The sequence below is a fragment of the Pararhizobium sp. genome, assembly GCF_965279435.1.
In the GTDB taxonomy this organism is placed as follows: domain Bacteria; phylum Pseudomonadota; class Alphaproteobacteria; order Rhizobiales; family Rhizobiaceae; genus Pararhizobium.
In genome coordinates, this window is record NZ_CBDIHY010000001.1 from 222,299 (window position 1) to 248,253 (window position 25,955).

23 protein-coding genes are annotated in these 25,955 nt (G+C 61.0%); 9 read left to right on the forward strand and 14 right to left on the reverse strand.

The genetic code is table 11. The annotated features are described in order from the left end of the window. Positions 1-86: 86 nt before the first annotated feature. From ACQY8Q_RS00990 to gcl, 4 genes are all read right to left on the reverse strand, one after another. Entirely contained in the window at positions 87-1,355 is a 1,269-nt protein-coding gene (locus tag ACQY8Q_RS00990) for a glycerate kinase type-2 family protein (protein WP_428423746.1), read from the reverse strand. A 63-nt stretch (positions 1,356-1,418) separates the two neighbouring features. After that, the gene (locus ACQY8Q_RS00995; RefSeq protein WP_428423748.1) at positions 1,419-2,303 is read right to left on the reverse strand and encodes a 2-hydroxy-3-oxopropionate reductase; all 885 of its coding nucleotides are present in this window, start codon (positions 2,301-2,303) and stop codon (positions 1,419-1,421) included. Positions 2,304-2,308: 5 nt separating this feature from the next. Next, on the reverse strand, positions 2,309-3,121 hold the full coding sequence (hyi, locus tag ACQY8Q_RS01000) for a hydroxypyruvate isomerase (protein ID WP_428423750.1): 813 nt from the start codon (positions 3,119-3,121) through the stop codon (positions 2,309-2,311). Positions 3,122-3,143: 22 nt separating this feature from the next. Then, positions 3,144-4,928, reverse strand: a complete 1,785-nt coding sequence (gcl, locus tag ACQY8Q_RS01005) for a glyoxylate carboligase (protein WP_428423752.1) — start codon at positions 4,926-4,928, stop codon at positions 3,144-3,146. 394 nt (positions 4,929-5,322) lie between these two features. Between gcl and ACQY8Q_RS01010 the strand changes: the two genes are divergently transcribed. Continuing rightward, positions 5,323-6,174, forward strand: coding sequence for an IclR family transcriptional regulator (locus ACQY8Q_RS01010; RefSeq protein ID WP_428423754.1), 852 nt, complete (start codon positions 5,323-5,325; stop codon positions 6,172-6,174). Between the two features lie 43 nt (positions 6,175-6,217). Here the strand turns inward: ACQY8Q_RS01010 and ACQY8Q_RS01015 are convergent, their stop codons facing one another. The 3 genes from ACQY8Q_RS01015 to ACQY8Q_RS01025 form a co-directional block, all read right to left on the reverse strand. Further along, the gene (locus tag ACQY8Q_RS01015; RefSeq protein WP_428423756.1) at positions 6,218-6,964 is read right to left on the reverse strand and encodes a F0F1 ATP synthase subunit A; all 747 of its coding nucleotides are present in this window, start codon (positions 6,962-6,964) and stop codon (positions 6,218-6,220) included. A gap of 248 nt (positions 6,965-7,212) precedes the next feature. Next, a complete protein-coding gene (locus ACQY8Q_RS01020) occupies positions 7,213-8,325 on the reverse strand; it encodes a calcium:proton antiporter (protein ID WP_428423758.1) in 1,113 nt (370 codons plus the stop codon). A gap of 238 nt (positions 8,326-8,563) precedes the next feature. After that, on the reverse strand, positions 8,564-9,583 hold the full coding sequence (locus tag ACQY8Q_RS01025; RefSeq protein WP_428423760.1) for a glycoside hydrolase family 25 protein: 1,020 nt from the start codon (positions 9,581-9,583) through the stop codon (positions 8,564-8,566). A gap of 257 nt (positions 9,584-9,840) precedes the next feature. Between ACQY8Q_RS01025 and ACQY8Q_RS01030 the strand changes: the two genes are divergently transcribed. After that, a complete protein-coding gene (locus tag ACQY8Q_RS01030) occupies positions 9,841-10,416 on the forward strand; it encodes a chloramphenicol phosphotransferase CPT family protein (protein ID WP_428423762.1) in 576 nt (191 codons plus the stop codon). Positions 10,417-10,541: 125 nt separating this feature from the next. Beyond that, positions 10,542-11,696: an IS4 family transposase gene (locus ACQY8Q_RS01035; protein ID WP_428423764.1), complete on the forward strand. Its 1,155-nt coding sequence runs from the start codon at positions 10,542-10,544 to the stop codon at positions 11,694-11,696. A gap of 895 nt (positions 11,697-12,591) precedes the next feature. Here ACQY8Q_RS01035 and guaD read toward each other — a convergent pair. Together guaD and ACQY8Q_RS01045 are read right to left on the reverse strand one after the other, a co-directional pair. Beyond that, positions 12,592-13,926: a guanine deaminase gene (gene guaD / locus ACQY8Q_RS01040; protein WP_428423766.1), complete on the reverse strand. Its 1,335-nt coding sequence runs from the start codon at positions 13,924-13,926 to the stop codon at positions 12,592-12,594. Next, positions 13,923-15,158, reverse strand: a complete 1,236-nt coding sequence (locus tag ACQY8Q_RS01045) for a urate hydroxylase PuuD (RefSeq protein WP_428423768.1) — start codon at positions 15,156-15,158, stop codon at positions 13,923-13,925. The genes guaD and ACQY8Q_RS01045 overlap by 4 nt, the downstream gene beginning before the upstream one ends. A 135-nt stretch (positions 15,159-15,293) precedes the next feature. Between ACQY8Q_RS01045 and ACQY8Q_RS01050 the strand changes: the two genes are divergently transcribed. Then, positions 15,294-16,208: a LysR substrate-binding domain-containing protein gene (locus ACQY8Q_RS01050; RefSeq protein WP_428423770.1), complete on the forward strand. Its 915-nt coding sequence runs from the start codon at positions 15,294-15,296 to the stop codon at positions 16,206-16,208. A 3-nt stretch (positions 16,209-16,211) separates the two neighbouring features. On the opposite strand, the gene xdhC is transcribed toward ACQY8Q_RS01050, so the two are convergent. The 4 genes from xdhC to uraH are packed head-to-tail and all read right to left on the reverse strand — an operon-like array spanning position 16,212 to position 21,266. Then, entirely contained in the window at positions 16,212-17,075 is an 864-nt protein-coding gene (gene xdhC, locus ACQY8Q_RS01055) for a xanthine dehydrogenase accessory protein XdhC (protein WP_428423772.1), read from the reverse strand. A gap of 5 nt (positions 17,076-17,080) precedes the next feature. Then, positions 17,081-19,417 carry a xanthine dehydrogenase molybdopterin binding subunit gene (gene xdhB / locus ACQY8Q_RS01060; protein WP_428423774.1) on the reverse strand — a complete coding sequence of 779 codons (2,337 nt, stop codon included), beginning with the start codon at positions 19,415-19,417 and terminating at the stop codon, positions 17,081-17,083. A 10-nt stretch (positions 19,418-19,427) separates the two neighbouring features. Beyond that, positions 19,428-20,903: a xanthine dehydrogenase small subunit gene (xdhA, locus tag ACQY8Q_RS01065; protein ID WP_428423776.1), complete on the reverse strand. Its 1,476-nt coding sequence runs from the start codon at positions 20,901-20,903 to the stop codon at positions 19,428-19,430. A 3-nt stretch (positions 20,904-20,906) separates the two neighbouring features. Next, positions 20,907-21,266 (reverse strand): hydroxyisourate hydrolase, encoded by a 360-nt coding sequence (gene uraH / locus ACQY8Q_RS01070; protein WP_428423778.1) that lies wholly within the window; start codon positions 21,264-21,266, stop codon positions 20,907-20,909. Positions 21,267-21,431: 165 nt separating this feature from the next. Between uraH and puuE the strand changes: the two genes are divergently transcribed. The 3 genes from puuE (at position 21,432) to ACQY8Q_RS01085 (ending at position 23,854) form a co-directional block, all read left to right on the forward strand. Continuing rightward, positions 21,432-22,850, forward strand: coding sequence for an allantoinase PuuE (puuE, locus tag ACQY8Q_RS01075; RefSeq protein WP_428423780.1), 1,419 nt, complete (start codon positions 21,432-21,434; stop codon positions 22,848-22,850). Between the two features lie 11 nt (positions 22,851-22,861). Next, positions 22,862-23,347 (forward strand): ureidoglycolate lyase, encoded by a 486-nt coding sequence (locus tag ACQY8Q_RS01080; protein WP_428423782.1) that lies wholly within the window; start codon positions 22,862-22,864, stop codon positions 23,345-23,347. Between the two features lie 138 nt (positions 23,348-23,485). Further along, positions 23,486-23,854, forward strand: coding sequence for a YciI family protein (locus tag ACQY8Q_RS01085; protein ID WP_428423784.1), 369 nt, complete (start codon positions 23,486-23,488; stop codon positions 23,852-23,854). A 130-nt stretch (positions 23,855-23,984) separates the two neighbouring features. Here ACQY8Q_RS01085 and ACQY8Q_RS01090 read toward each other — a convergent pair whose 3' ends face one another. Further along, positions 23,985-24,404 carry a GNAT family N-acetyltransferase gene (locus ACQY8Q_RS01090; RefSeq protein WP_428423786.1) on the reverse strand — a complete coding sequence of 140 codons (420 nt, stop codon included), beginning with the start codon at positions 24,402-24,404 and terminating at the stop codon, positions 23,985-23,987. Between the two features lie 236 nt (positions 24,405-24,640). Between ACQY8Q_RS01090 and ACQY8Q_RS01095 the strand changes: the two genes are divergently transcribed. Both ACQY8Q_RS01095 and ACQY8Q_RS01100 read left to right on the forward strand, forming a co-directional pair. After that, the gene (locus ACQY8Q_RS01095; RefSeq protein WP_428423982.1) at positions 24,641-25,165 is read left to right on the forward strand and encodes a MarR family winged helix-turn-helix transcriptional regulator; all 525 of its coding nucleotides are present in this window, start codon (positions 24,641-24,643) and stop codon (positions 25,163-25,165) included. Then, a complete protein-coding gene (locus ACQY8Q_RS01100) occupies positions 25,108-25,944 on the forward strand; it encodes a HEAT repeat domain-containing protein (protein ID WP_428423788.1) in 837 nt (278 codons plus the stop codon). Before ACQY8Q_RS01095 ends, ACQY8Q_RS01100 begins: the two co-directional genes overlap by 58 nt. Positions 25,945-25,955: the final 11 nt, after the last annotated feature.

Genomic DNA, 25,955 nt, shown 5'->3' on the forward strand with positions numbered 1-25,955 from the left:
TCCTGTGACAGGCACAGGAATGCCGGAAGAGGGAGCCACCTCACGCCAGCCAACTTACATTATGAAAGCAAAGCCCGGGTACGACCCTACCGCACTAAAATCGCCCGGAAATCATTGACATTGGTCCCGGTCGGTCCCGGCTTGAAAATATCGCCGAGCGCATAGAACGCGGTCCACGCATCATTGCGATCGAGCAAAGCGGCCCCATCGATGCCAGCCTTGACAAGCCGCACAACACTCGTCCCGTCGGCAAACGCGCCGGCATTGTCCTCCGAGCCGTCGATACCATCGGTATCGGCAGCCATCGCGGAAATACCGTCGGCACCATCGATCCCGAGCGCCAGCGACAGCAGAAATTCACTGTTGCGCCCGCCCTTGCCCTTGCCGCGGATGGTCACCGTCGTTTCGCCGCCGGACAGAATGACCACCGGCTTGCGGAACGGCCGGTTTCGAACGGAAACCTCGCGGGCAATCGCCGCATGCACGCGCCCGACCTCCCGCGCCTCGCCCTCCATGGCATCGGACAGGATGACTGCTTCGACGCCCGCAGAACGGGCAAGATCGGCAGCAGCCTCCAGCGAAACCGCAGCCGAGGCGACAAGCCGGACCTCGTTGCGGCGAAACTTCTGGTCGGCCGGCTTGGGTGCTGAAGACGCATCGCTGCGGATAAACGCCATCACCTTTTCCGGCAATTTCAGCCGGTAGCGCTCAATAACCGTCAAAGCGTCTTCCCGTGTACTATTGTCGGGAATGGTCGGCCCCGAGGCTACCAGCGCCGGATCGTCGCCGGGAATGTCCGAGACCACCAGCGACACGACTTTTGCAGGCCAGGCCGCCACCGCAAGCCGTCCACCCTTGATGCCAGAGACATGCTTGCGGATCGCATTCATCGCGCTGATCGGCGCGCCGGATGACAGCAGCGCCCGGTTGACGGTAATCTCGTCGTCGAGTGTCAGGTCGCCCGCTGGCAACGGCAACAGCGCCGAACCGCCACCGCAGATCAGCGCCACGACCAGATCGTCTTCGCCAAGGCCGCTGACCTCCTGCAGCAACCGGCGTGACGCCCTCAGCCCGTTATCATCCGGCAGCGGATGCGATGCCTCCAGCACCTCGATCCGCTCGCAACGCGCGCCATAGCCGTAGCGGGTGACGACAGCGCCCGACAGCGGTCCGTCCCACAGCCGCTCGAACACCTGCGCCATCTGGGCGGCACCCTTGCCGGCGCCGATCACCACCGTGCGGCCCTTCGGCTTTTCCGGCAGGTTGGCGGCCAGCACTTTGGCCGGATCGGCTGCAGCGACCGCCGCATGAAACAGCGTTTCCAGAAAGGCTTTCGGGTCGGCGATCACGGCCATGTCTTGTGTCCTCATTCATGAAAAAACCGGGCGGCCCTCCTCCTGGCCGCCCGGTCCTTGTCGTCAGGCGACCGCGTGGTTGGCCATGCGTTCGAGAGCCGTGACGAGGCCTGAATGGTCGAGACCGGCATCACCGTGTGCAGCGCAGCTGTTGAACAGCTCCTGCGTTGCCGCCGTGTTCGGCAGCGAAACGCCGATAGCTTTTGCGCCCTGCAGCGCCAGGTTCAGATCCTTCTGATGCAGCGAGATACGGAAGCCCGGCTCAAAAGTGCGCTTGACCATGCGGTCGCCATGCACCTCCAGAATACGCGACGAGGCAAAGCCGCCCATCAGCGCTTCGCGAACCCGGGCCGGATCGGCGCCAGCCTTCGAGGCAAAGAGCAGCGCTTCCGCGACAGCCTCGATGGTCAGCGCGACGATGATCTGGTTGGCGACCTTGGTCACCTGCCCGTCGCCGCAATCTCCAACCAGCGTGATGTTCTTGCCCATCAGCTTGAACAGCGGCAGCGCCCGTTCGAAACTGCCTTCGGTGCCGCCTGCCATGATCGACAGCGACGCGTTCCTGGCGCCGACTTCACCGCCCGAGACCGGCGCATCCATATATTCGGCGCCTGTTTCGCGAACCTTTTTGGCAAATTCCTTGGTATCGATCGGCGAGATCGAGCTCATGTCGATGACCAGCTTGCCCTTCGACAGGCCAAAGGCAACGCCGTTTTCACCGAACAGGACGTCCTTCACATCCGGCGTGTCCGGCAGCATCAGGATGGTGATATCGACCTTTTCCGCCAACGCCTTTGGGGTGTCGGCAAACTGCAGGCCGTTATCGAGCAGTTCCTGCTTCGGCGGGATGTGAAATTTCGAGGTAACGACGGTGTGGCCGGCATCCTGCAGGTGGCGCGCCATCGGCGTGCCCATGATACCCAGTCCGATAAAGCCGATTGTGGCCATGATGCTTAACTCCTGATCTTGATGATGTCTGCGCCGCGGGCGGATGTGGCGGATGCAAGCCAGCCGAGCCCTTCGGATGTCGTGGTGCGCGGCTTGTATTCGCAGCCGATGAAGCCGTCATATCCGGCCGCATCCAGCGCCTCGAAGACGAAGGGATAGTTGATCTCGCCGGTGCCCGGCTCGTTGCGGCCGGGATTGTCGGCCAGCTGCACATGGGCAATCTGCGCTCGATACTTCTTGAACGTGCCGATCAGCTCGCCCTCGGTGCGCTGCTGGTGGTAGAGATCGTACTGGATGAACAGGTTGTCGCTGCCGGTTTCCTTGATGATCGAGGCGGCTTGCTCCACCGTGTTGAGGTAGAAGCCGGGAATATCGAACCGGTTGATCGGCTCGATCAACAGACGGATGCCGTGCTTGCCGAGTTCACTTGCGGCCAATCGCAGATTGGCAACGAATGTGGCCCGCAGCACGTCGTCGGAGACGCCGACCGGCGCAATGCCGGAAAGGCAGTTGATCTGCGTGCATCCGAGCGCCGTTGCATAGTCGATGGCTAAGGCCACGCCGCGACGGAATTCGTCGACCCGGTCGGGCAGCACGGCAATGCCGCGCTCGCCGCCGGCCCAGTCGCCGGCCGGCAGGTTGTGCAACACCTGAGCCAGCCCATTGACCTCGAGTGCCGTCTTCAGCGCCTTGGCGTCGAAATCATAGGGGAAGAGATATTCCACCGCCGTGAACCCGGCCTTGGCGGCCAGCGCGAACCGGTCGAGGAACGGCACCTCGTTGAAAAGCATGGTCAGGTTTGCCGCAAATTTTGGCATGAAAAAATCCTCCGTTCTCTGATCAGTCGAGCAGCGCCATGATCGCCGTCGGGGCATCCTCGCCGCGTTCGGCCAGTTCCTCGAACTCGACCACCGCATTGATGTCGGCGCCCATTGAAATATTGGTGACGCGCTCAAGGATGAACTCGATGACGACAGGCACTTGGTGCTCTTCCATCAGGTCCTTGGCTCTCGAAAACGCCTCCTGGAATTCGTTCGGGCTCCTGACCCGGATCGCCTTGCAGCCGAGACCTTCGGCCACCGCCACATGATCGACGCCGTAACCCTTCTCGGCATCGCCGGAGTGGTTGATATTGTCGAAGGCGAGGCTCACCTCGAAATCCATGTTCAGCCCGCGCTGCGCCTGGCGGATGAGGCCGAGATAGGAGTTGTTCACCACCACATGCAGGTAGGGCAGCTTGTGCTGGGCGCCGACGGCCAGCTCCTCGATCATGAACTGGAAGTCATAGTCGCCCGAAAGCGCCACGATCGTCCGGTTTGGATCCGCTGCCCGCACGCCAAGCGCTGCCGGCAGCGTCCAGCCGAGCGGTCCCGCCTGGCCGCAATTGATCCAGTTGCGCGGCTTGTAAACATGCAGAAACTGCGCGCCGGCGATCTGGCTGAGCCCGATGGTCGAGACGTAGCAGGTGTCGCGGCCAAACGCCTTGTTCATTTCCTCGTAGACCCGCTGCGGCTTCAAGGGCGTCTGGTCGAAATGCGTCTTGCGCAGCATTGTCCGCTTGCGCTCGCGGCATTCCTGCGCCCAGCCCGACCAGTCCTTCAGCTTGCCCGCCGTCTTCCATTCGGTGGCGACATCGAGGAACAGTTTCAGCGCAGCACCGGCATCCGAGACGATGCCGAAATCCGGCGCAAACACCCGGCCGATCTGGGTCGGCTCGATATCGACATGGACGAACTTGCGGCCTTCGGTATAGGTCGGCACATTGCCGGTATGGCGGTTTGCCCAGCGGTTGCCGACACCCAGCACGAAATCCGAGGCTAAAAGATTGGCATTGCCGTAGCGATGCGATGTCTGCAGGCCGCACATACCGGCCATCAGCGGATGGTCGTCCGGGATCGTACCCCAGCCCATCAGCGTCGGGATGACCGGAATACCGGTGATCTCGGCAAATTCGGTCAGCAGATCCGAAGCATCCGCATTGATGATGCCACCACCGGCAACGATCAGCGGACGCTCCGCTGCGTTCAGCATGGCGATCGCCTTTTCGGCCTGCGCCCGCGTCGCCGACGGCTTATAGGGCTCGAGCGGCGCGTAGGTTTCGATGTCGAACTCGATTTCCGCCAGCTGCACATCGACCGGCAGGTCGATCAGCACCGGACCGGGGCGGCCAGAACGCATCAGGTGAAACGCCTTCTGGAAGACGAACGGCACCAGCGCCGGCTCCATGACGGTCACCGCCCATTTGGTCAGCGGAGCGGCAATCCTGGCGATATCGACGGCCTGAAAGTCTTCCTTGTCGAGCCGGGCGCGCGGCGCCTGACCGGTGATGCAGAGGATCGGGATCGAATCCGCCTGGGCCGAATAGAGCCCGGTAATCATGTCGGTGCCGGCCGGACCCGAGGTGCCGATGCAGACACCGATATTGCCGTGTTTAGCGCGGGTATAACCTTCGGCCATATGGGAAGCGCCCTCGACATGCCGCGCCAGGATATGGCGCACCGAGCCGCGCGCCTTCAGTGCTGAGTAAAAGGGGTTGATTGCAGCCCCCGGAACCCCGAAGGCGCAATCGACACCTTCCTTCTCCAGAACCAGAACCGCCGCATCGACTGCGCGCATTTTCGCCATGACTATTCCTCCATCGTGTGAGGATCAGGTTAGTCCAATTTTTCCGGCGAGCAATCATTTAATGGAAATCATTCCCACTCTATGGAAATAAACATCTTCAACGAATCCGGCATGAATGGAGACATCGAAACGCGTGGTATGCGAATGTGGATGGCCGCATATTTCCCCACCTTCTCCCCAGAGGGGAGAAGGTGGCGCAAAGCGCCGGATGAGGGGGGCAGACGCTCAGAACGTGCCGAACCGCCCCCTCATCGCCTCGCATGCGCTCGGCACTTCTCCCCGAGGGGAGAAGAGGAGCCACCAGCGAATGTAAACACTAACTGCCAATCAAAACCGTTCCGCTTCCCTCACCGATGCAATATGTCATGGGACCACGAGACAACACGGAGCCGACATGGCCGACAAGCAGACCCCCCAGGATCAATTGCGCGCCAAACCCGGCCGCAAGGCGAGCGAGAACGCCGTCCCCTCCTCCGTCCAGGTGCTCGATCGCAGTTTGAAACTGCTCGATCTCGTCGCCAGTGGCGATGGCGCAGCATTGACCGACCTGTCCGACCTGTCCGGCATGGCGCCGTCCACAGTCCACCGGCTTTTAACCTCGCTTGCCAATCACGGAATGGTCACCCACGATGCCGAGACCGGCGCCTGGACGATCGGCCTGAAAGCCTTCGAGATCGGCAATGCCTTCCTTCGCTTCCGCAAGCTCGGGACAATCAGCCGCCCTTTCCTGAAACAGCTGATGGAACATTCGGGCGAGACCGCCAATATCGGCATCGAGGATGGCGGCGATGTCGTGTTCATCTCGCAGGTCGAAAGCCATGCCCCGATGCGCGCCTTCTTCCGTCCCGGCCGCCGTGGCCCGATCCACGCCTCCGGCATCGGCAAGGCCATCCTCTCGACGTGGGACAATGCCGCCATCGAACGCCTGCTGACGCCGCGCCCGCTGACGCGGTTCACCGAAAGAACCCGCGACACCCTGCCCAAACTGCTGACCGACCTCGAAACCATCCGTACGCGCGGATGGTCGATCGACGACGAGGAGCACACGCTCGGCATGCGCTGCCTCGCCGCCCCGATCTTCAACGAATATGGCGAGGCGATCGCCGGGATTTCCGTGTCAGGCCCGGCAGTCAGGCTACCGGACGAAACGCTGGCAGCTCTTGGACCGGTGGTCACGGCTGCAGCCGACGGGGTAACCCGGACGATGGGCGGACGGCGGGACGCCAGCCAAATTCGCACGTCATGAAGGTCGCCGGAGCGGCGGCCTTCCAATTTGTAGCTCCCGGATATCAATGTCCGGGATGCAAGGCATCGTTCAGATACATGCAGGTCAGCATGGTGAAGACGTAGGCCTGGATGACGGACATCAGCATTTCCAGCGCCGTCAGGGCAACGGTCATTGCCAGCGGCAGTACGGCGCCAATAATCCCCAGCGTCCCAAGGTCGGTCATTGACGCCACGAAACCCGCAAACACCTTCAGCGTGATATGTCCGGCCAGCATCACCGCGAACAGGCGGACGGAATGGCTGATCGGCCGCGACATGTAGGAAATCACCTCGATGGGGATGATGATCGGCGCCAGAACCATCGGAATGCCGGCAGGCATGAACAGCCGGAAAAAGCCCAACCCGTGTTTCGCCAACCCATAAACCGTCACCGTGCCAAACACGATCATCGCCAGCGCAAAGGTCACGATGATGTGGCTGGTGACCGTGAAGGCAAACGGAAACATCCCGATCAGGTTGGCGACGAGGATGAACATGAACAGCGAGAACACCAGCGGGAAAAACCGCATGCCCTCCTTGCCGGCATTCTCGCGCAGCGTTTTGCCAACAAATTCGAACAGGACTTCCGACACCGATTGCCAGCGGCCGGGCACGAGGCTGCGCTTGGCCGTGCCGATCAGAAGCAGGCCGGCTGCCAAGGCGACCGTCAGAACCATGTAGGCGGAGGAATTGGTGAAGCTCAGATCGACGCCACCTGCTGTCAACTCCAGAAGCGGCTTGATTTCGAATTGTTCAATAGGACCGGCCATCGGTTATCCTTGAAAAGAGATCGCGATCACGCGCAGGTCCGCGCGCCGGCTCAAGGGCGCAAAGACACGCGCGACGGGATCGCGGGACTGAATGATGAAAGCGAGGGAAAGGGTTTTCACGGGCGGCTCCTGCTCTCACGAATGAGATGCGGGGCCGTCCCCAGGGTGGTCGAGGCGCAGGTCGTCCTGCGCAAAAGTCTGATATCCATATCCTGCGGCGATTGCAACCCGCCGCAGGCAGGCACGGTTCAGCTGGTGAACAGCATCAGGGTAAACACTGCAAACACCATCAGATGCAGCAGCCCCTGCGTGATCGACGTCCGGCGTCCGAGATACGTCATGGCCGTCAACCCAACGGTCAAGCCGAACAACACCGTTTCCGTTGGCGAAATCCCAAAAACAACTGTTTTGCCGGTCAGCAAGCCGACCGCCAGCACGGCGGGAACGGTGAGGCCGACCGTCGACACGAAGGCACCGAGGCAAAGGTTGATCGCCCGCTGCGTTTCGTTGTTCAGCGCTGCCTTCACGGCGGTGATCGATTCGGGCGTGAACACGATGATCGCGATCAGCACGCCGCCGACAGCAACGGGTGCACCGGCGATGGCGACGCCATAGTCGATGACGACGGCAAGATCGTGAGCCAAAAGGACGATCGGGATCATCAAGGCGATCAATAGAGCGGTATGCACCAGCAGCTTGCGCCGGTTCGAACCTGGCTGCGATGACGATGCTGCACTGGACGCATCCGTGGTCTCCCGGCGGATGGACATTTCGCCCGCAGGCGGCTGCATGAAATGCGTTCTGTACCGCCCAATCTGCAAAGCCAGGAAAGCCCCGTACAGTGCCGCCGTCAGCAAACCGATCGCGATGGCCTGCGATGGCCAGAAGGTGCCGTTTCCGGTCGTCAGCGTGTTGGGCAGAATGAGCGCCACACCCGCCAGGACCAGGGTCATGGACAAGAAGGCCAAGGCGCCCTGCGCATTATACTCCTGCTCGCCATGACGCAAAGCGCCGGCAACCAGACAAAGGCCAGTGACGAGGTTCATGATGATCATCATGACAGCGAAAATCGAATCCCTCGCGATGGTCGGCGCCTCGTTGGGGCCAAGCATGACGGCGGCGATGAGAATGACTTCGATCGACACGATGGACAGCGTCAGGATGAGCGTTCCATAGGGTTCGCCCAGTTCGTGAGCCAGATGGTCGGCCTCGCGCACGACACCGAACGAACCGAGCAGGATGGTTCCAAACAGCGCGGCGAAACAGGCGATGGCCACCCCGACCGTCATCGGCTGGGAAAGCCAAGTGGATCCTTTCCACAGGAACAGGATGACGACCAGCCAGGCGATGGCCAGTTTCAAAAAAGGGCTATGGATCAGGCTAGGGGAAGATTTCGGCAACAAGACTTGTGAACCTCACAAAGGGCCGTCCCCGATTATTTCAATCGCGGCGCGGTCGTCCGCGCCGGGCTTCTGTTGAAGCATGTGGGTCGTTTCTAACAATCTAAAGCTACGGTGTCCAGTCGCGATAGAAGCGGGTCACAGCGCTGGCCAAGCTGAATATCGCAACATCCCCGGCCATCGGCAGCCCGGCCCCGTATCAGTTCCGCGCCACCCACTCGTGCCAGTCGGCTTCGCTGCCACGGAACACGTTGAGATCGATCCTGCCTTCGACACCATGCGACAGGCCGGAGCCGGAATACTGCCAGAACAGCCACTTGCGGCCCGGATAGACCTGCGACGGATGTGCTGCCACCGAGCGCAGCCAGAACGGATAGTCCTTGAATTCGCCGGTCAGGTTGTCACGATAGAAATCTGGGGCGGTATAGATCACCGGACGCTTGCCATAGTGACGCTCCAGCTTGTCCATGAACACCTGCATCTTCTCGATCGCCTTGGCCCGCGACAGGCGGTACTTGCAGCTGGATTCGCCGTTATATTCGACGTCGATCACCGGCGGCAGCGCATCGGGATCGCGCGGCACGTTGCGGATGAACCAGTCGGCCTGTTCGCCGGCCGTGCGGCACCAGTAGAAGAAGTGATAGGCGCCGCGCTTCATCCCGGCATCTTTCGCCCGCTTCCAGTTCGTTTTGAACATCGGATCGAGATGGTCGCCGCCGTCGGTTGCCTTGATATAGGCGAAGTTGGCGCCTTGCGTGCGCAGTTTTGCCCAGTCCATTTCGCCCTGCCAGCGCGACACGTCGACACCGTGCACGGCGAGCTTGCGCGGTGAAGCCTTGCCGAAATTGATCGGATGCGCATCGCGGAACTGGTGGCCGTAGATTTGCCCACGCCGGGTGCGCAAAGCGCCACTTGTCGGGTTTTCCGGCATGATCATTGCGACCGGACGTTCCGCCGGAACAGCCATGCCTTCGGTTGTCACGGATTCGAATGCCTGCGACTGCGGAACCTGACCCGCCCAGGCCAGTTGCTCGGGATGACTTTCGGCCTGCGCGATCACCGCGCCAACATCGGCGGCGGGCACCCGCCCCGGCACGACGGAACTGGTCGTCTCCTTCGACGGCAACCCGGTCATCAGGCTTTCCGGCCCGGAGCTCGATGAGCAGCCCGCCACAAGAAGGCCGGCAAGAAGGATCGCTGGAACAGCCGATAAACGCATGAGACCCCGTACGCAAAACAAAGAAACAGGCGGCACCCGCCCCCACTGCCTTCAATTCCTAACGGATAATTACCAACAAAGATTGAATCCGATCTTTCTTACATACGAGGGGTGGGAAAAGAGCCGCAAATGCCGCTAGCGGGCGGTGTCTGGCCAAAGGCGAACGACAGGGGTAGATATCGCTCAAAAACCTGATGTTCACTGTGCTGCAAGTGAGATGGCATGCCCCTTTAAGTTTTTCAGGACGGACGTCAGATATGACCGAACGCACCAAGATTATCTTCATTCACGGCGCATCGAGCAGCGGCAAATCCACACTGGCGCGAGCCGTTCAGGCGGAAATCGACCCGCTCTTCTGGCACGTCTCCATTGATCATATCCGTGACTCGGGCATGCTGCCGATGGAGAGGTTCCGGCGTGGCGATTTTCGGTGGAAAGACCAGCGCGCGGCGTTCTTCGAAGGGTTTCACCGCTCTCTGGTTGCCTATGCATCATCGGGCAATAATCTGCTGTTGGAACACATTCTGGAAGAGCCGGAATGGGTGTCAGACCTGGCATTGCGGTTCCAACCGTTCGATGTTTTCTTCGTCGGTCTTCACTGTGGCCTCGATGAACTCGTCAGGCGGGAAGCGGCCCGGGGAGATCGCAAGCCCGGCAGCGCCGCAGACGATTTCCATCGTATCCACAAGGGGCAACGCTACGATCTGCAGCTTGATGCCGGTCAGCCAGTTTCAAACAACGCCACACACCTGATCTCGGCGTGGACATCGCGCCGGGGACCATCCGTCTTTGAACGGCTGGCGCTTGAGGCAAGCGAAACGGCTGCCCGGTAACGCGTCATCCTCGGCCTTGAGCCACTGCTGTCCGGTTTAAATTTTGTAGACATAGTGCACGGTGTTGATTCTACTCGTATTCGAGCGTTTGGCGACGATCTCGAACACGAAGGAGGAGCAACCCCGTGCGGCATCACAATAGCGTCTTTCATGATCTTTTGAAGCGCGTTCCATGGTCGGCTTTTGACAGGCTTGTGGAGGAACATGGGGCCGACAAACATGTTCGGCGGCTCTCGACGCGGACACAGTTGATCGCCCTTTTGTACGGCCAATTGGCCGGTGCGGTGAGTTTGCGCGAGATCGCCGGCGGTTTGGAAAGTCATGCGGCGCGTCTTTACCATCTCGGTGCGCGTCCGGCCTCGCGCTCGACGCTTGCCGACGCCAATGCGAAGCGTTCAAGCGCGGTGTTTGCCGGCCTGTTTGCTGAACTGGTGGCAAGGGCAGGACGCGGCCTGCGCCGGGCGGCCGGTGAGGCCACCTATCTGATCGACGCGACTGGGGTCCGCCTGAGTGGAGCGGGAAGCGACTGGGCGCGGTTTTCCCATCAGGCCTGCGGTGCCAAGGTCCATATCGTCTATGATGCGCTGGCCGAACGGCCGATCTACGCGGCGGTGACGCCTGCCAATGTCAATGACATCACCGCAGCCAAGGTCATGCCGATCGAAGCGGGCGCCACCTATGTCTTCGATCTCGGCTATTATGATTTCGGCTGGTGGGCCAGAATGGACAAGGCCGGATGCCGGATCGTCACGCGGTTCAAGTCGCATACGCCGCTGGCCGTAACGCGCGAACAACCGCTCAACAGCAACGGCACCATCCTGTCCGACCGCATCGGCCTGTTGCCAGCCCGCCAGGCGAAAAACCGCAAGAACCCGTTTGGCGATCCCGTGCGCGAGATCAGTGTCAGGACACAAACAGGCAAGGTTTTGCGGTTGCTCACCAACGATCTCGATGCGCCAGCGGACGAGATCGCCGATCTCTACAAGCGCCGTTGGGCGATCGAACTGTTCTTCCGCTGGGTCAAGCAGACGCTAAAGATCCGGCATTTTCTCGGCAATAGCGAGAACGCGGTCCGTATCCAGATTGCCGCCGCCCTCATCGCCTATCTGCTGTTGCGCATGGCCCAGGCCGATCAGACAAACGTCCAGAGTCCGCTCGCCTTCGCCCGCCTCGTGCGCGCCAATCTCATGCATCGCCGCCGAACCGACAGCCTCACAAAGCCACCACCCAGCCCATCAAACGACACAGGACAGATGACCTTGAGCGGGTTGGGATTTTAAACCGGACAGCAGTGCGTCAAGCCCGGGGATGACTGAGGTTGCTGATACAGCCGGCAGCCCAAATCGATTCTCCCACTCAAAAAATCATCCCCGCAAATCCCCGCCCTCAAAACCCGTGCCATACTTACTTCGTCCCACCACGGATACACCGGAAAGCGTTGCCGGCGAGGTGGGGCCGGTGCCTGGACGGTTTGGCGAAACGCGCGCAAAATCCCCGGGGCTGCGTGAAAGGTGGTTCTCCTCCGGTTCGCAAATGACCCGGGCGTGCCGGGTGGTCACGCCGTCCTTGGACGGCCCAGGGCCAAACCCCGCCGGATTGAAAGGCTTGGCGGATAAGCGGCCAGGCCGGGGCATTGGAGGCTTTCCTGTCAGAGAGGAAAGCGCCGAAGAACCTGAGAAGCGCGGCAAAAGACACTGAACGGGGCGCCGGAAGGCGTCATATAAACTTACTATCCTGCGGCACTTTCCAGCGCCCCGGCCAAGTCAGCATCAGAAAAACCACGGCGGATTTTCCGGGCGTGGCTTGAGGCAGTTGAAGGACCGCGTACTGCCTCTTCTCCCCCGCGGGGAGAAGGTGGCCCGCAGGGCCGGATGAGGGGGGCGAAGCCAAGTTACAACAGGAATCCGGGCAAACTGAGATTGAGAAAGTTGGGAACACACAGCGATGAAGGCCCCGCCCCTCTATCCCGAACCGCCCCCCCTCATCCGCCCTTCGGGCACCTTCTCCCCATCGGGGAGAAGAGGGAGCGTTACCTCCGCCTTGAGGGGGGAGGTCGCGACGCAGTCGCGGGTGGAGGTGATCACCCCGAACGCCATAGTTGATTGGAGTATGCCGCAACTCACCCCACCCCGGCACAGTGTGCCGACCCTCCCGCTCAAGGGGAGGGTAACATCCTCACGCCGTCTCCAGCGTCCGTGCCGCCTTTCCGGCCTTGCGCTTCTTCATCGCCTTGCCCGCCACATAGACTTCGGCGACACACCGGTCATCACCCATCGTCTGCAGGATGAACAGTTCCTCGACCAGCGATTTCGCCGTCCGCATCCGCAACTCCATCGCCGATTTGCCGCTGCTATCGAGCACGACGATATCGGCATCAGCACCGACATGCAGCGAGCCGATGCGATCCTGAAGCCCCAGCGCCCGGGCATTGCCGAGCGTCATGCGGTAGAAGGAATTGAGCGGCGACAGGCGCTGGCCTTGCAGGTGCAGCACCTTGTAGGCCTCGTCCATCGTCTCCAGCATCGAGAAGCTGGTACCCGCGCCGACATCGGTTGCCACCGACCAGCGGGCGCCGAGCCTGTCAAACCTGTCGCGGTCGAACAGGCCGGAGCCGAGGAAGAGATTGGAGGTCGGGCAGAACACGCCGACAGCGCCGGTCTCGGCCAGCACCGAAATCTCACGGTCACTCAGATAGATGCAATGCCCGAGCAATGTCTTGTCGGTCAGAAGGTCATAGCGGGCATAAATGTCGGTATAGTCCTTGGCATCCGGATAGAGCGAGGTTGCAAAGGCGATCTCGTCCTTGTTTTCCGACAAATGCGTCTGCACGTAGCAATCGCGGTGTTCGGCGACCAGCGCTTGGGCCATCTCCATCTGCTCCGGCGTCGAGGTGATGGCAAAGCGCGGGCTGATGGCATAATGCGCCCGGCCCCGGCCATGCCACTTGCCGATCAGCCGCTTGGTCTCGTCATAGCCCTTTTGCGGCGTGTCGCGCAGCGCATCCGGTGCATTGCGGTCCATCATCACCTTGCCGCCAACCATCAGCATGCCGCGCTGTTCGGCCGCCGTGAAATAGGCGTCGACGCTCTGCGGATGCACCGAACAATAGGCAACCGCCGTCGTCGTGCCGTTGGACAGAAGCTCGTCCATGAACCGCCCAGCGATGAAGGCCGCATGTTCCGGCTCGGTGAATTTCTGTTCCTCGACGAAAATATAGGTGTTCAGCCATTCCAGCAACTGTGCGCCATAGGATGCGATCGCCTGTGTCTGCGGGAAATGCAGGTGCGTGTCGATCAGCCCGGGCAGAATCAGATGCGGCCGGTGATCGGCCACCGCGACGCCAGGACCGGCAGTCTTGCTGATTTCGGCATAGTCGCCGACGGCTGCGATTTTTCCATCGCGCACCAGAACCGCGCCATCGTCCACGGTCAGATAAGATGCGGTATCATCGATACCCTCGGGCTCATCGATAAAGGTCAGCACACGTCCACGGATCAGGAGTTCGCTCATTGGGTTTTTCCTCCGTTCACAACTGTCTCGTACCAGGCAACCAGAAGCTTGCGCTCGTCGTCGGTCACGGCCGTCACATTGGCAGGCGGCATCGCATGCGAGCGTCCGGCCTGCAGGTAGATTTCGCGCGCATGGTTGGCGATCTGGGCATCGCTCTCCAGCACCACGCCCTTCGGCGGCTTGATCATGCCTTCCCAGCCCGGCTCCTGCGCATGGCACATGGCACAGCGCCCGAGGATGGTATCGCGCACCTTCGGGAAGGCTTCAGCGGTGACGAAGGGCTGCTGCGCCGCCGAAACCTGTTCCGGCTCACCGGTGAGGATTTTCGGCACGGTCGAAAGCCACATGATGACGATGAACAAAAGCACTGTGGCGAGCCAGGTCCAGGTCGGGTTTCCGGTATTGGCGTGGCGGGTGTTGAAATAGTGCCGGATGGTGACGCCCATCAGGAACACCAGCGAGGCGATGATCCAGTTGAACTGTGTGCCGAAGGCCAGCGGATAGTGGTTCGACAGCATCAGGAACAGCACTGGCAGCGTCAGGTAATTGTTGTGCGTCGAGCGCTGCTTGGCGATCCGGCCGTATTTCGCATCCGGCGTACGGCCGGCGATGAGGTCGGCAACGACGATGCGCTGGTTCGGCATGATGATGAAGAAGACGTTGGCCGACATGATCGTCGCGGTGAAGGCCCCGAGATGCAGGAAGGCGGCACGGCCGGTGAACAGCTGCGTATAGCCCCAGGCCACCGCGACCAGGATGAAGTAGAGCGCCACCATCAGCCGCGTATTGTCATTGCCGAAGGGCGACTTGCAGAGCAGGTCGTAGATGATCCAGCCGAAGGCAAGCGAGGCCAGCGAGATGCCGATGGCGACCGGCTTGGAGACATCCAGCACGTTCGGATCGATCAGATAGAGATCGGCACCGGCATAATACACGAGCGCCAGCATGCCGAAGCCCGAAAGCCAGGTGACGTAGCTCTCCCATTTGAACCAGATCAGGTGTTCCGGCATATTGGACGGCGCCACCAGGTATTTCTGGATGTGGTAGAAGCCGCCGCCATGCACCTGCCATTCCTCGCCGTAAGCACCGGCGGGAAGATCCGGGCGCTTGCGCAGGCCAAGGTCAAGCGCGACGAAATAGAACGACGAGCCGATCCAGGCGATGGCGGTGATGACGTGCAGCCAGCGGACGGCGAAGGTCAGCCAATCCCAGGCAATGGCGTATTCATACATAAAGGCCTCCCTCTTTGGGAGACTTCTGCCACTGGACGATTCCAACCGAAATGCCGGTTAATCCCCAACACTTTCAAAAAAATCTATAAGATCACCCCCGCTGTGGTCGGTTCCTGCCTGTGGTAGAAGGGTGTCATGTCCTATCTCGATAATATCCGTGTCTTCGTCCGCGTCGTTGAACTCGGCACTCTTTCCTCCGCCGGCCGCGACCAGCGGGTGACCCCTGCCGTCGCCAGCAACCGCATCAAGGAGCTGGAAAAACACCTCGGCGTGCGCCTGTTCAACCGCACGACGCGAAAACTGTCGCCGACCGAACATGGCCGGGTCTTCTACCTCGGTGCAGTCAAGATCATCGAGGCGGTCAACGAAGCTGAAAGCGCCATCGCCGACCTTTCGCACAACCCGAAGGGGTCGCTGAGGATCACAGCCCCGCTTGGCATCGGCCGGCGTCTGATTGCTTCCGGCATTCCCGAATTTCACGATAAATATCCGGATATCGAGGTGCGCGTGCGCCTTTCCGACCACAATGTCGACATCCTGAGCGAAGGCGTCGATGTCGCCTTCAAGCTCGGGGTGCTGGAGGATTCCAACCTGCGCATGCGCGGCATCCTCAACTGTCAGCGCGTCGTCTGCGCCGCCCCCGGCTATCTGGCTAAGCGCGGCACACCGGAAACGCCGGACGCCCTGATCGACGACAAGCACGACTGTCTGCTTTTGCGCTATCCGGGTTCGAAGGAATATTACTGGACGCTGCAGACGCCGGACGGCATCCGCAAACTGGAAATCGGCGGCCCTTATGATTCCGACGACGGCGACGTCCTGACCCAATGGGCGCTCGAAGGCCGGGGCATCATCAACAAGCCGCTGTTCGAGGTGAAAGCACACCTCAATGACGGCACGCTGGTCGAAATCCTGAAAGACACCCCGCCCGCCAGCGTCCAGCTCGCCGCGATCTATCCGCACAAGCGTTTTCAGGACCCGAAAGTCCGCCTGATGATCGATTTCATGGCCGAACGCTGCCAGCGGATGATCGGCAAGATGCTGGAGTAGCGGCTAACGGGCGCTCGCCGTGGCGCGGTTGCTGCGGACAATAGCGACTTTGGCCGCATCATGATTGAGCGCCGCCGTCATGATTTCCGCTGCGGCCAGAGTAGCAATCACCGCCGGTCGCTTGTCCTTCACCGCCGTGCCGCCGATCGGGCAGATCAGGCGGTCGAAAATTTCGGGGCGGCCAATTTCGCGGGAGAGCCAATTCTTGAAGGTGGCGCGCTTGGTCTTCGAGCCGATCATGCCGACATAGGCCGCGTCGTCGCGGCGCAGCGCTTCCGCTGCGATGAGGAAATCGAGTGCATGATCATGGGTCAGGATGACGAAGGAACTGCCAGCAGGAGCATCGCGCACCAAGGCTTCCGGCATCGCCGTCAGGCAGGTTTCGATACCGGGCACATTGGACGCGGACAGTTCTTGCTCGCGGGTATCGACAAGGATGATGCGCAATGGCACCAGCGACAGCGCCATGGCAAGCGCATCCCCGACATGACCGGCGCCAAACACGTAGACATGTGGACGCGACGCCATTTCGCGGTCGCTGCGGGCAATCAGAAACATGGCCAGTTCCGTATTCACATCCGTGAAGGAAAGCCCGACGCGGCCGCCGCAGCACTGGCCGATTTCCGGGCCAAGGGGAACATTCATGGCTTCGGCCGGACGCCCTTGGCGCAGAGCCCGCCGGGCGTGATCGATCGCCATATATTCCAGCTGGCCGCCGCCAACCGTACCGAGGATGCAACCGGCAGCCACCAGCATCCAGGCATCGGTATCGCGCGGCGTCGAACCAGCTGCACCCGTCACCTCGACGAACACGCAGTCCGGCTCGCGGCGCAGGAATTCCCTGATGTCTTCGCGCTTAGCAGCCATGCCATTCACCCGTTCTGTGCCGCGCGGCGCAGCCGCTCGATGGCGAGCAATACCCGTTCCGGCGTTGCCGGCGCATCGAGGCGCGGTGCGATACGATACTCCGCAACGCTCGCCGCCGCCATCGAGATTGCTTCCAAAACCGAGATCGGCAGCATGAAGGGCGGCTCGCCGACAGCCTTGGAACGGCGGATCGTTTCCTCGCGGTTGACGGACCATTCGGCCAGCTTGACGTTGAAGATGCGTGGCCGGTCGGAGGCCAGCGGGATCTTGTAGGTCGATGGCGCATGGGTGCGCAGCCGCCCCTTGGCATCCCACCACAATTCCTCGGTTGTCAGCCAGCCCATGCCCTGAACGAAGGCACCTTCGACCTGGCCGATATCCAGCGCCGGGTTGAGTGACTTGCCGACATCATGCAGCACATCGCTGCGATCCACCTGATACTCGCCGGTCAGCGTATCAACGCTGACCTCGGAGCAGGAGGCGCCATAGGCATAGTAGAAGAACGGGCGGCCCCGGCCCTGGGAACGGTTCCAGTGGATTTTCGGTGTCTTGTAGAAACCGGCGGCCGACAGCTGGATGCGCGAGCCGTAGGCAATCTTGATAAAGTCTGGAAAGGCGATGCGCTCAGTGCCGATGCGGATCGTGTTCGGCTCGAAGGCGATATCGCTTTCGCTGATGCCCCAGCGCTCGGCAGCAAAGGTCACCAGCCTTGCCTTGATCTGCTGGGCCGCATTGGCAGCGGCCATGCCGTTAAGGTCAGTGCCGGAAGACGCGGCCGTCGCTGATGTATTCGGCACCTTGCCGGTTGTCGTTGCCGTCACCTTGATCCGGTCGAGATCGACCTGGAATTCATCAGCAACCACCTGGGCGATCTTGGTGTAGAGCCCCTGCCCCATCTCCGTGCCGCCATGGTTGAGATGGATCGACCCGTCGGCATAGACATGCACAAGCGCGCCGGCCTGATTGTATTCCGTCTTGGTGAAGGAGATGCCGAACTTGACCGGCGTCAGCGCGATGCCGCGCTTGATGATTTGGCTCTTGCGATTGAAGGCCAGAACCGCCTCGCGCCGCGCTGCGTAATCGCAGGAGGTTTCGAGCTCCTCGATGATCCGCCCGATGATGTTGTCTTCGACTGTCTGGTGATAGGGCGTCAGGTTGCGCTCCTCGCCGCCATAAAAATTCAGCTTGCGGATTTCGAGCGGATCCTTGCCGAGCGCATAGGCGACGTCCTCGATCATCCGCTCGCCGCCGACCATGCCCTGGGGACCGCCGAAACCGCGGAAGGCGGTGTTGGAAACGGTATTGGTCTTCAGCGGCCGCGAGCGCAGCCGGACATGCGGATAGAAATAGCAATTGTCGGCATGGAACAGCGCGCGGTCGGTGACCGGGCCGGAAAGGTCTGCCGAGAAGCCACAGCGGGCCGAGAAGGTCGCATCCACAGCCTCGATCCGGCCGTCATCGTCAAAGCCGACCTTGTAGCCGACATGGAAATCATGGCGCTTGCCGGTCGCGGTCATGTCGTCGTCGCGGTCCGGACGGATTTTGACGGCGCACCGGTATTTCTTGGCGGCGAGCGCTGCGACAGCGGCAAACAGGTTTGCCTGCGTTTCCTTGCCGCCGAAGGCGCCACCCATGCGGCGCACATTGATCGTCACGGCATTGGAGGCGACGCCGAGCACCTGGCCGACCATGTGCTGGGTTTCGCTTGGATGCTGGGTCGAGGAATAGAGCATGATCTCGTCGTCTTCGCCGGGAATGGCAAAGGAGATATGGCCTTCCAAATAGAAATGATCCTGCCCGCCGATGCGCATCTCGCCTTCGAGGATGTTCTTCGCTTTGGCAAATCCGGCAGCAATATCGCCGCGCTCCAGCTTCAGCGGATCGATGACCAGCGGATAGTTGGCGGCGGCCGCTTCCAGAACGTCGGTGACGTGCGGCAGGTCGCGGTACTCGATCTTGACCCTGGCGGCGGCGCGACGGGCCGCATCGCGGGTTTCGGCAATGACGGCGAAGATCGGCTGGCCGTGAAACTCGACCTTGTCGGTCGCAAAGACCGGATCGTCATGCTTGTGCGCCGGGCTGACATCGTTCTCGCCGGTGATATCGTCAGCCGTGAGGACGCCGATGACGCCCGCTGAGGATTTCACCGCTTCGAAATCGATCGACAGGATCTGCGCATGGGCACGCTGCGACAGGCCGAGATAGGCGTGCAGCGTGCCGGCGGGTTCCGGAATGTCGTCGATATATTCGGCGGTCCCGGTCACATGCTTGTGGCCGGATTCGTGGCGCTCGTTTTCGTGGACGCCGCCGCGGATGCGGTCGATGGGCTGCATGACGTTCATGATTTTCTCCTCACACAGCCTGCTTGCGGTCGAGCCGCACCGGCTCATCGCCCTGCGTTTCCAGATAGAAGCGGCGCAGAAGGTTCTTGGCCACCAACAGCCGGTAGTCGGCGGATGCCCGCCAGTCGGTGAGCGGTGTGTAATCCTTGCCGAGCGCATCCATGGCGACCTCGACAGCGGCCTCGGTCCAGTCAGCACCGACCAACGCGGCTTCGGCGTTGTCAGCCCGTTTCGGTGTTCCGGCCATGCCGCCGTAGGCGATCACAGCGTCGGAGACTTTGCCGTTGCCATCGACAGTCAGGCGAAAGGCACCGCAGACGGCAGAGATGTCCTCGTCCAACCGCTTGGTGATCTTGTAGACCGCATAGTGCGCATTCTCGTCAAGGAACGGGATACGCACGGCCTCGACGAATTCGCCGGGCTGGCGGTCCTGCTTGCCGTATTCGATGAAGAAGCTTTCGAGTGGCACGGTGCGGCTCACCTTGCCCTTGCGCAGGACGACGGAAGCGCCAAGCGCGATCAGGGGCGGCGGCGTGTCGCCGATTGGCGAACCGTTGGCGATGTTGCCGCCGATCGTGCCCATGTTGCGCACCTGCTGGCCGCCAATGCGGTTCCAGAGTTCGATGAGCTGCGGGAAATGTTTTGAGATCAACGGAAAGGACTCGGTGTAACTGACACCGGCGCCGAAGGTGATGCCGATTTCATCGACAGTGATGCGGCGCAGCTCGTCGAGGTGACTGAGGTGCACGACGGGGGCGATGTCCCGCATGAACTTCGTCACCCACAGGCCGACATCGGTGGAACCGGCGACGATGCGGGCCTTGGGCTCCGCTTCGTAAATTTCGGCAAGATCGTCGACGGAGGCTGGCAACATGAAGCGCTCGGCACCTTCGCCGATTTCGACGCGCTTGCCATCCTTTAGAGCGTCCAGCTTTTCAATGATCGTTGCACGCTCTGCGACCAGCGGATCCCGGTCGAGATCGCCGATAACCGACACGGCCTCGGCTGCCCGGATGATGGCGGCGTAGCCGGTGCAGCGACAGAGATTGCCCTGCAGTGCCTTTTCGATCTCCGTCACCGAAGGTTTGGGATTTTCCATCCAGAGGCCGTAGAGCGACATGACGAAGCCAGGCGTGCAGAAGCCGCATTGCGAAGCGTGCGTATCGACCATCGCCTGCTGCACCGGATGCAGCGGGCCGCCGGGCACGGCGAGCGAATCCACCGTGACGATGTGGCAGCCGTCGAGCGAGCCGACGAAACGGATGCAGGCGTTGACGCTCTCATATTTCAGCTGGCCATCCAGCAGGCGCCCGACCAGCACTGTGCAGGCACCGCAATCGCCCTCGGCGCAGCCTTCCTTGGTGCCGCGCAGATTACGGTCGAGCCGCAGGAAATCCAGTAATGTCTGGACAGCCGAAACGGCCGAAAGCTCGATCAGGCGGTGATTGAGCAGGAAGCGGATGGAGCTACGGATCTTGACGGTCATGGCTCAGCTCCCGCGATAGGTCGAATAGCTATAGGGCGAAAGCAGCAGCGGCACATGGTAATGCGCTGACACATCTGCGATGCCGAAGCGGATGGGGATGATATCGAGGAACGGTATGTCACCGGCGTTTTGGCCAAGATAATCGCCCGCGTGGAAGCGCAGCTCGTAGGCGCCGGACCTCATGGCATCGCCGCTCAACAGCGGCGCATCACAGCGCCCGTCGTCATTGGTGCGGGTCGAGCCGATCCGCTCAGTGCGCTCGCCATCGATGCGGAAGAGGTCGATACGCAGGTTTCCGGCGGGTTTGCCGAGCGCCGTGTCGAGCACGTGGGTCGTCAGCCTGCCGGCTGTTCCAGATTGCATGCGTTTCACCTCCCGAAGACTGCATTTATTCGGCCACTATCCGTCACCTCACTTCCCTTCGGTAGCGGGCTGATCGTTCGAGACTTTCAAAATTTTGAAGGGGAATGGCGCGCGCGATTTGCGGTTAGAAATCGGCCAATCGAACATTTTGGGAGGAATGATTTCATGAGATATCCACGCGATCTCCAGGGCTATGGCGCAACCGCACCAAACGCCGCCTGGCCGGGCGAAGCCCTCATCGCTGTACAATTCGTCGTCAACTACGAGGAGGGCGGCGAAAACTGCGTGCTGCATGGCGACATTGCATCGGAAGCTTTCCTGTCGGAGATCGTCGGCGCCAGCGCATGGGCGGGCCAGCGCCACTGGAACATGGAATCGATCTATGAATATGGTGCCCGCGCTGGCTTCTGGCGGCTGCAGCGGCTTTTGACCGAACGCAACGTTCCGGTGACGGTCTATGGTGTCGCCACCGCCTTGAAACGTTCCCCCGAACAGGTGGCGGCGATGCAGAGTGCAGGCTGGGAAATCGCCTCGCACGGGTTGAAATGGGTCGAGCACAAGGACATGGACGCAGCAGAGGAACGCAAGCAGATCGCAGAGGCGATCCGGCTGCACACGCTCGTCACCGGCGAGCGGCCGCGCGGCTGGTACACCGGCCGGTGTTCGGAAAACACCGTCGATCTCGTCACCGAAGAAGGCGGCTTTGCCTATGTCTCCGACAGCTATGCCGACGACCTGCCCTACTGGCACGAGCACGACGGCAAGCACCAGCTGGTCATTCCCTACACGCTCGACACCAACGACATGCGCTTTGCGACCCCGCAAGGGTTCAACAGCGGCGACCAGTTCTTCAGCTATCTGAAGGATACGTTCGACGTGCTCTACGCCGAAGGAGCCGCCGGTGCGCCGAAAATGATGAACATCGGCCTGCATTGCCGCATCGCCGGACGGCCGGGACGCGCGGCGGCGCTTGCCCGCTTTATCGATTACGTGAAGAGCCATGACAAGGTCTGGATCGCCCGCCGCATCGATATTGCCGATCATTGGGCCAAGGCGTTTCCTTTCAAGGCGAACGACAGCCGCCCGTCGCGCCTCTCGGAAGAGGTATTTGTTGCCCGCTTCGGCGGCGTTTTCGAACATTCGGACTGGATTGCCCGTCGCGCCTTCGCAGGCGAGCTGGGCGCGGCCAACGATACCGCCATCGGCCTGCATGCGGCGCTAGCGGCAGTGTTTCGCGGGGCAAGTGAAACGGAGCGGCTAGCCGTTCTCAACGCCCACCCGGATCTTGCCGGCAAACTGGCGCAGGCCAAGCGCCTGACCGAAAGCTCGACCAGCGAGCAGGCGTCCGCCGGGCTCGACGCGTTGACGGATGCGGAGCGTGAACAGTTCAACATTCTCAATGGCCGCTACGTCAAAACGTTCGGCTTTCCCTTCATCATCGCCGTGCGCGGTCTCGGCAAGGCCGATATTCTGGCGGCCTTCCAGCGCCGCATCGGCAATGACTGGCCGACGGAATTTCAAACGGCCTGCCGCCAGGTCGAGCGGATCGCTCAGCTCCGCCTGACCGACATGCTGCCGAACTGAGGGGGGAGATAATGAAGACGATCAATATTCGGCCATTGACCCGCGAAGCCTTTGCCCCCTTCGGCGAGGTGCTGGAAACCGAAGGCGCTCATCATTTTCCTATCAACGCCGGCAAATGCGTGCGGTATCACGATCTTGCCAAGATCGAGACGACCGGCGAGAAAGCCCGGCCGATGATCAGCCTGTTGCGCGGCGAGCCCTATCCGCTGCCGCTGGAACTCGGCATGGTCGAACGTCACCCGTTCGGCAGCCAGGCATTCATTCCCTTGAGCGAACATCCATTCCTCGTCGTCGTCGCCGAGGAAACCCCGGAAGGACCAGGCGAGCCGATCGCCTTCAAGACGACGCCTGGACAGGGCGTCAATATCGGCCGCAATGTCTGGCACGGCATCCTGACGCCGCTCGACGGCCTCTCCGATTTCGCAGTGGTCGACCGGGCCGGCGAAGGCGTCAATCTGGAAGAGCATTTTTACGAGACGCCGTTTCTGATCCGCTAAGCCTTCCCGGCGCTGGTAGGGGGCATCGCCACCATTTTCGTCCGGCAAAAAGTTTTGCGGAAGGATGTCGATTTCCGAAAAGCCCGTTCGTCGTTAGGATGCCAGCCTATGAGGCAGGCTCTAACAAGGAGACAGACGATGCGTGTGATGGTGCTCGTGAAAGCGACAGAAGACAGCGAAAAGGGCTTTGTCCCGACGGCCGAGACCAACGCGATGATGGAAGCGATGGGCAAGTTCAACGACGAACTTCGCAACGCCGGCATCCTGCGCGACGCTGACGGCCTCAAACCCTCCTCGGCAGGCAAGCGCGTTGCCTTCGATGGCCCCCGCCGCACGGTTATCGACGGCCCCTTTGCCGAGGCCCGCGAATTGGTCGCCGGTTTCTGGCTCTGGGAGGTCAAGGACATGGACGAAGCCGTCGCCTGGGTAAAGCGCTGCCCCAATCCGATGCCTGGACCAAGCGAGATCGAAATCCGGCCGTTGTATGAGATGGCCGACTGGCAATGAGGCACTGACGCGAGCGGGCGCGAAGCGTGGCGGCGGCTGAGAACCGTCGCCGGTCTCTGGAGTTCGCCTGTGGCTTGGCGGGTATTGCAGAAGACTGAAGTTGGCAAAGAACGCGCCATTTCCGGTCATGCTAACGCACGACACGATACGCCATGCCGAGAGACCGCGGGGCAGTTTCCTTGAAACCGAACTTTTCATAGAGCGTGTTCGCGGGCACATCCGCGATCAGACTGACATAGGCGGAAACAGGAAACTCGCTGTCTATGTACCCCATGATGGCTTTCATGATCATCTTTCCCAGTCCACGTCCCTGGTGTTCGGGATGAACGGCAATGTCCACGACCTGAAAGAAACAACCTCCGTCACCGATCAGCCGTCCCATCCCAACTGCGGAGCCTTCGTACAAAACCATCGCCGAAAAAATGGTTCCCACCAGACCCTTACTTGCCGCTTCTTTTGAGAACGGGCTCAGTCCCGCCACCGAACGAAGATGCAGATATTCTTCTGTAGAGGGGGTTTGGGCTACGATTGAATAAGCAAGCTGGTCCATCCGAGTTCTCCTGATCGTCTTACCCTTGCAACGTCCTCTATCATCGCATCCACCATGAATCACGCCTGTCCGGGCCTTGTAGGGCATTGTCCACAATCCGGCCGATGGGAATGGATCTTTCGCCGCTTGCGTTTCATGACCGAAATCCAGGTTAGTCATAGAGGCCTGCACCGTGCCGGCAAATCGGTCGCATCGCGCGTTGACATTTGATTAGGCGCCATACTATGTACCGCCACATGATATCTCTTGAACAAAAGCACCATTCCCTCCTGCAAGAAGCTAAGCGCCGCACGCAGCCCGATATTGCCAATCTGAGGTTATGTTTCGAGCTTCTCGCCCTTACCGCCGCGATTGATCGTGATTGTGCAGTACGCCTTGCCCCGCACAATCTGTCTGAAGGAAAGTTCGTCGTGCTTTTTTTGCTCCACGGACAGCCACACGGTCTTTCACCGCACGAGCTCGCTGATCGAGCCGGTGTCACAAGGCCAACGATTACGGGCCTCCTCGACGGGTTGGAACGCGATGGATTTCTTGCACGGCACAGCAATCTGCAAGATCGCCGCAAGGTGTCCATCCGCCTTAGCGAAAAGGGAGACGCAACGGCCCGGACCCTTTTTGCCGATCATACGCAATGGATCGGCACGCTCTTCGGAGGTTTCAGTTCTGAGGAACGCATCCAGTTCAGCGCGCTTTTGCAGCGGGTATGGCGGAATACCGATGCCGGCAAAATGGCAAGCCCCGCGATTGCAGGAGAAACCTGACCGTGACTGTAAAGACAGCGACCAGACGGGTTGCGGACGTGGAGCCTGCGCGGCTCTCTTTGCTGAACGCCGGCCTGGTCGCAGCATCAAATTTGACCGAGTGCCTGGCCGTGGATTTCGGAACGTTGATGCGGGCAAACATGCCCGGCATCGAAGACAATGCGGTGGCACTGATGGAAGCGGCTGCAGGGACCGGAATTTCCCGCCGCATGGCCTTGGCGGGCCGCATTATCGTGGAGTGTCACGGCCTTGGCGCATTGGACCACCTCCTCGTTCACCGATCTGATACGGTGAGGGGCTGGGCCTGTTTCGCGATCGGCAGCGCTGAGAATATGCCCCTTCCCGATCGTTTGGCCTTGATCCGCCCCCTGGCGGACGATCCCCATTTCGGCGTGCGGGAATGGGCGTGGATGGCAATCCGGCCGCACCTGGCCGGCGATCTATCCCATGCCATTACGCTTCTGGTCGAACTTACGAGTGAGCCATCGGAACGGCTGCGGCGTTTTGCCTGCGAGGCAACGCGGCCACGCGGTGTCTGGTGTTCCCATATCGCTGAGCTCAAAAGTGAGCCCGAACGGGCGCTGCCTGTCCTTGAGCCGCTTCGGGATGATCCAGCGCGCTACGTGCAGGACTCTGTCGGCAACTGGTTGAACGATGCCTCAAAAACGCGACCCGATTGGGTGCGTGGAACCTGCGCCCGCTGGCTCGATCAAAACACTCGCCCGGAGACGAGCAAGATCGTCAAACGGGCGCTCCGATCCATTGGCAATGCTCTGTAATTTGTAAAAAG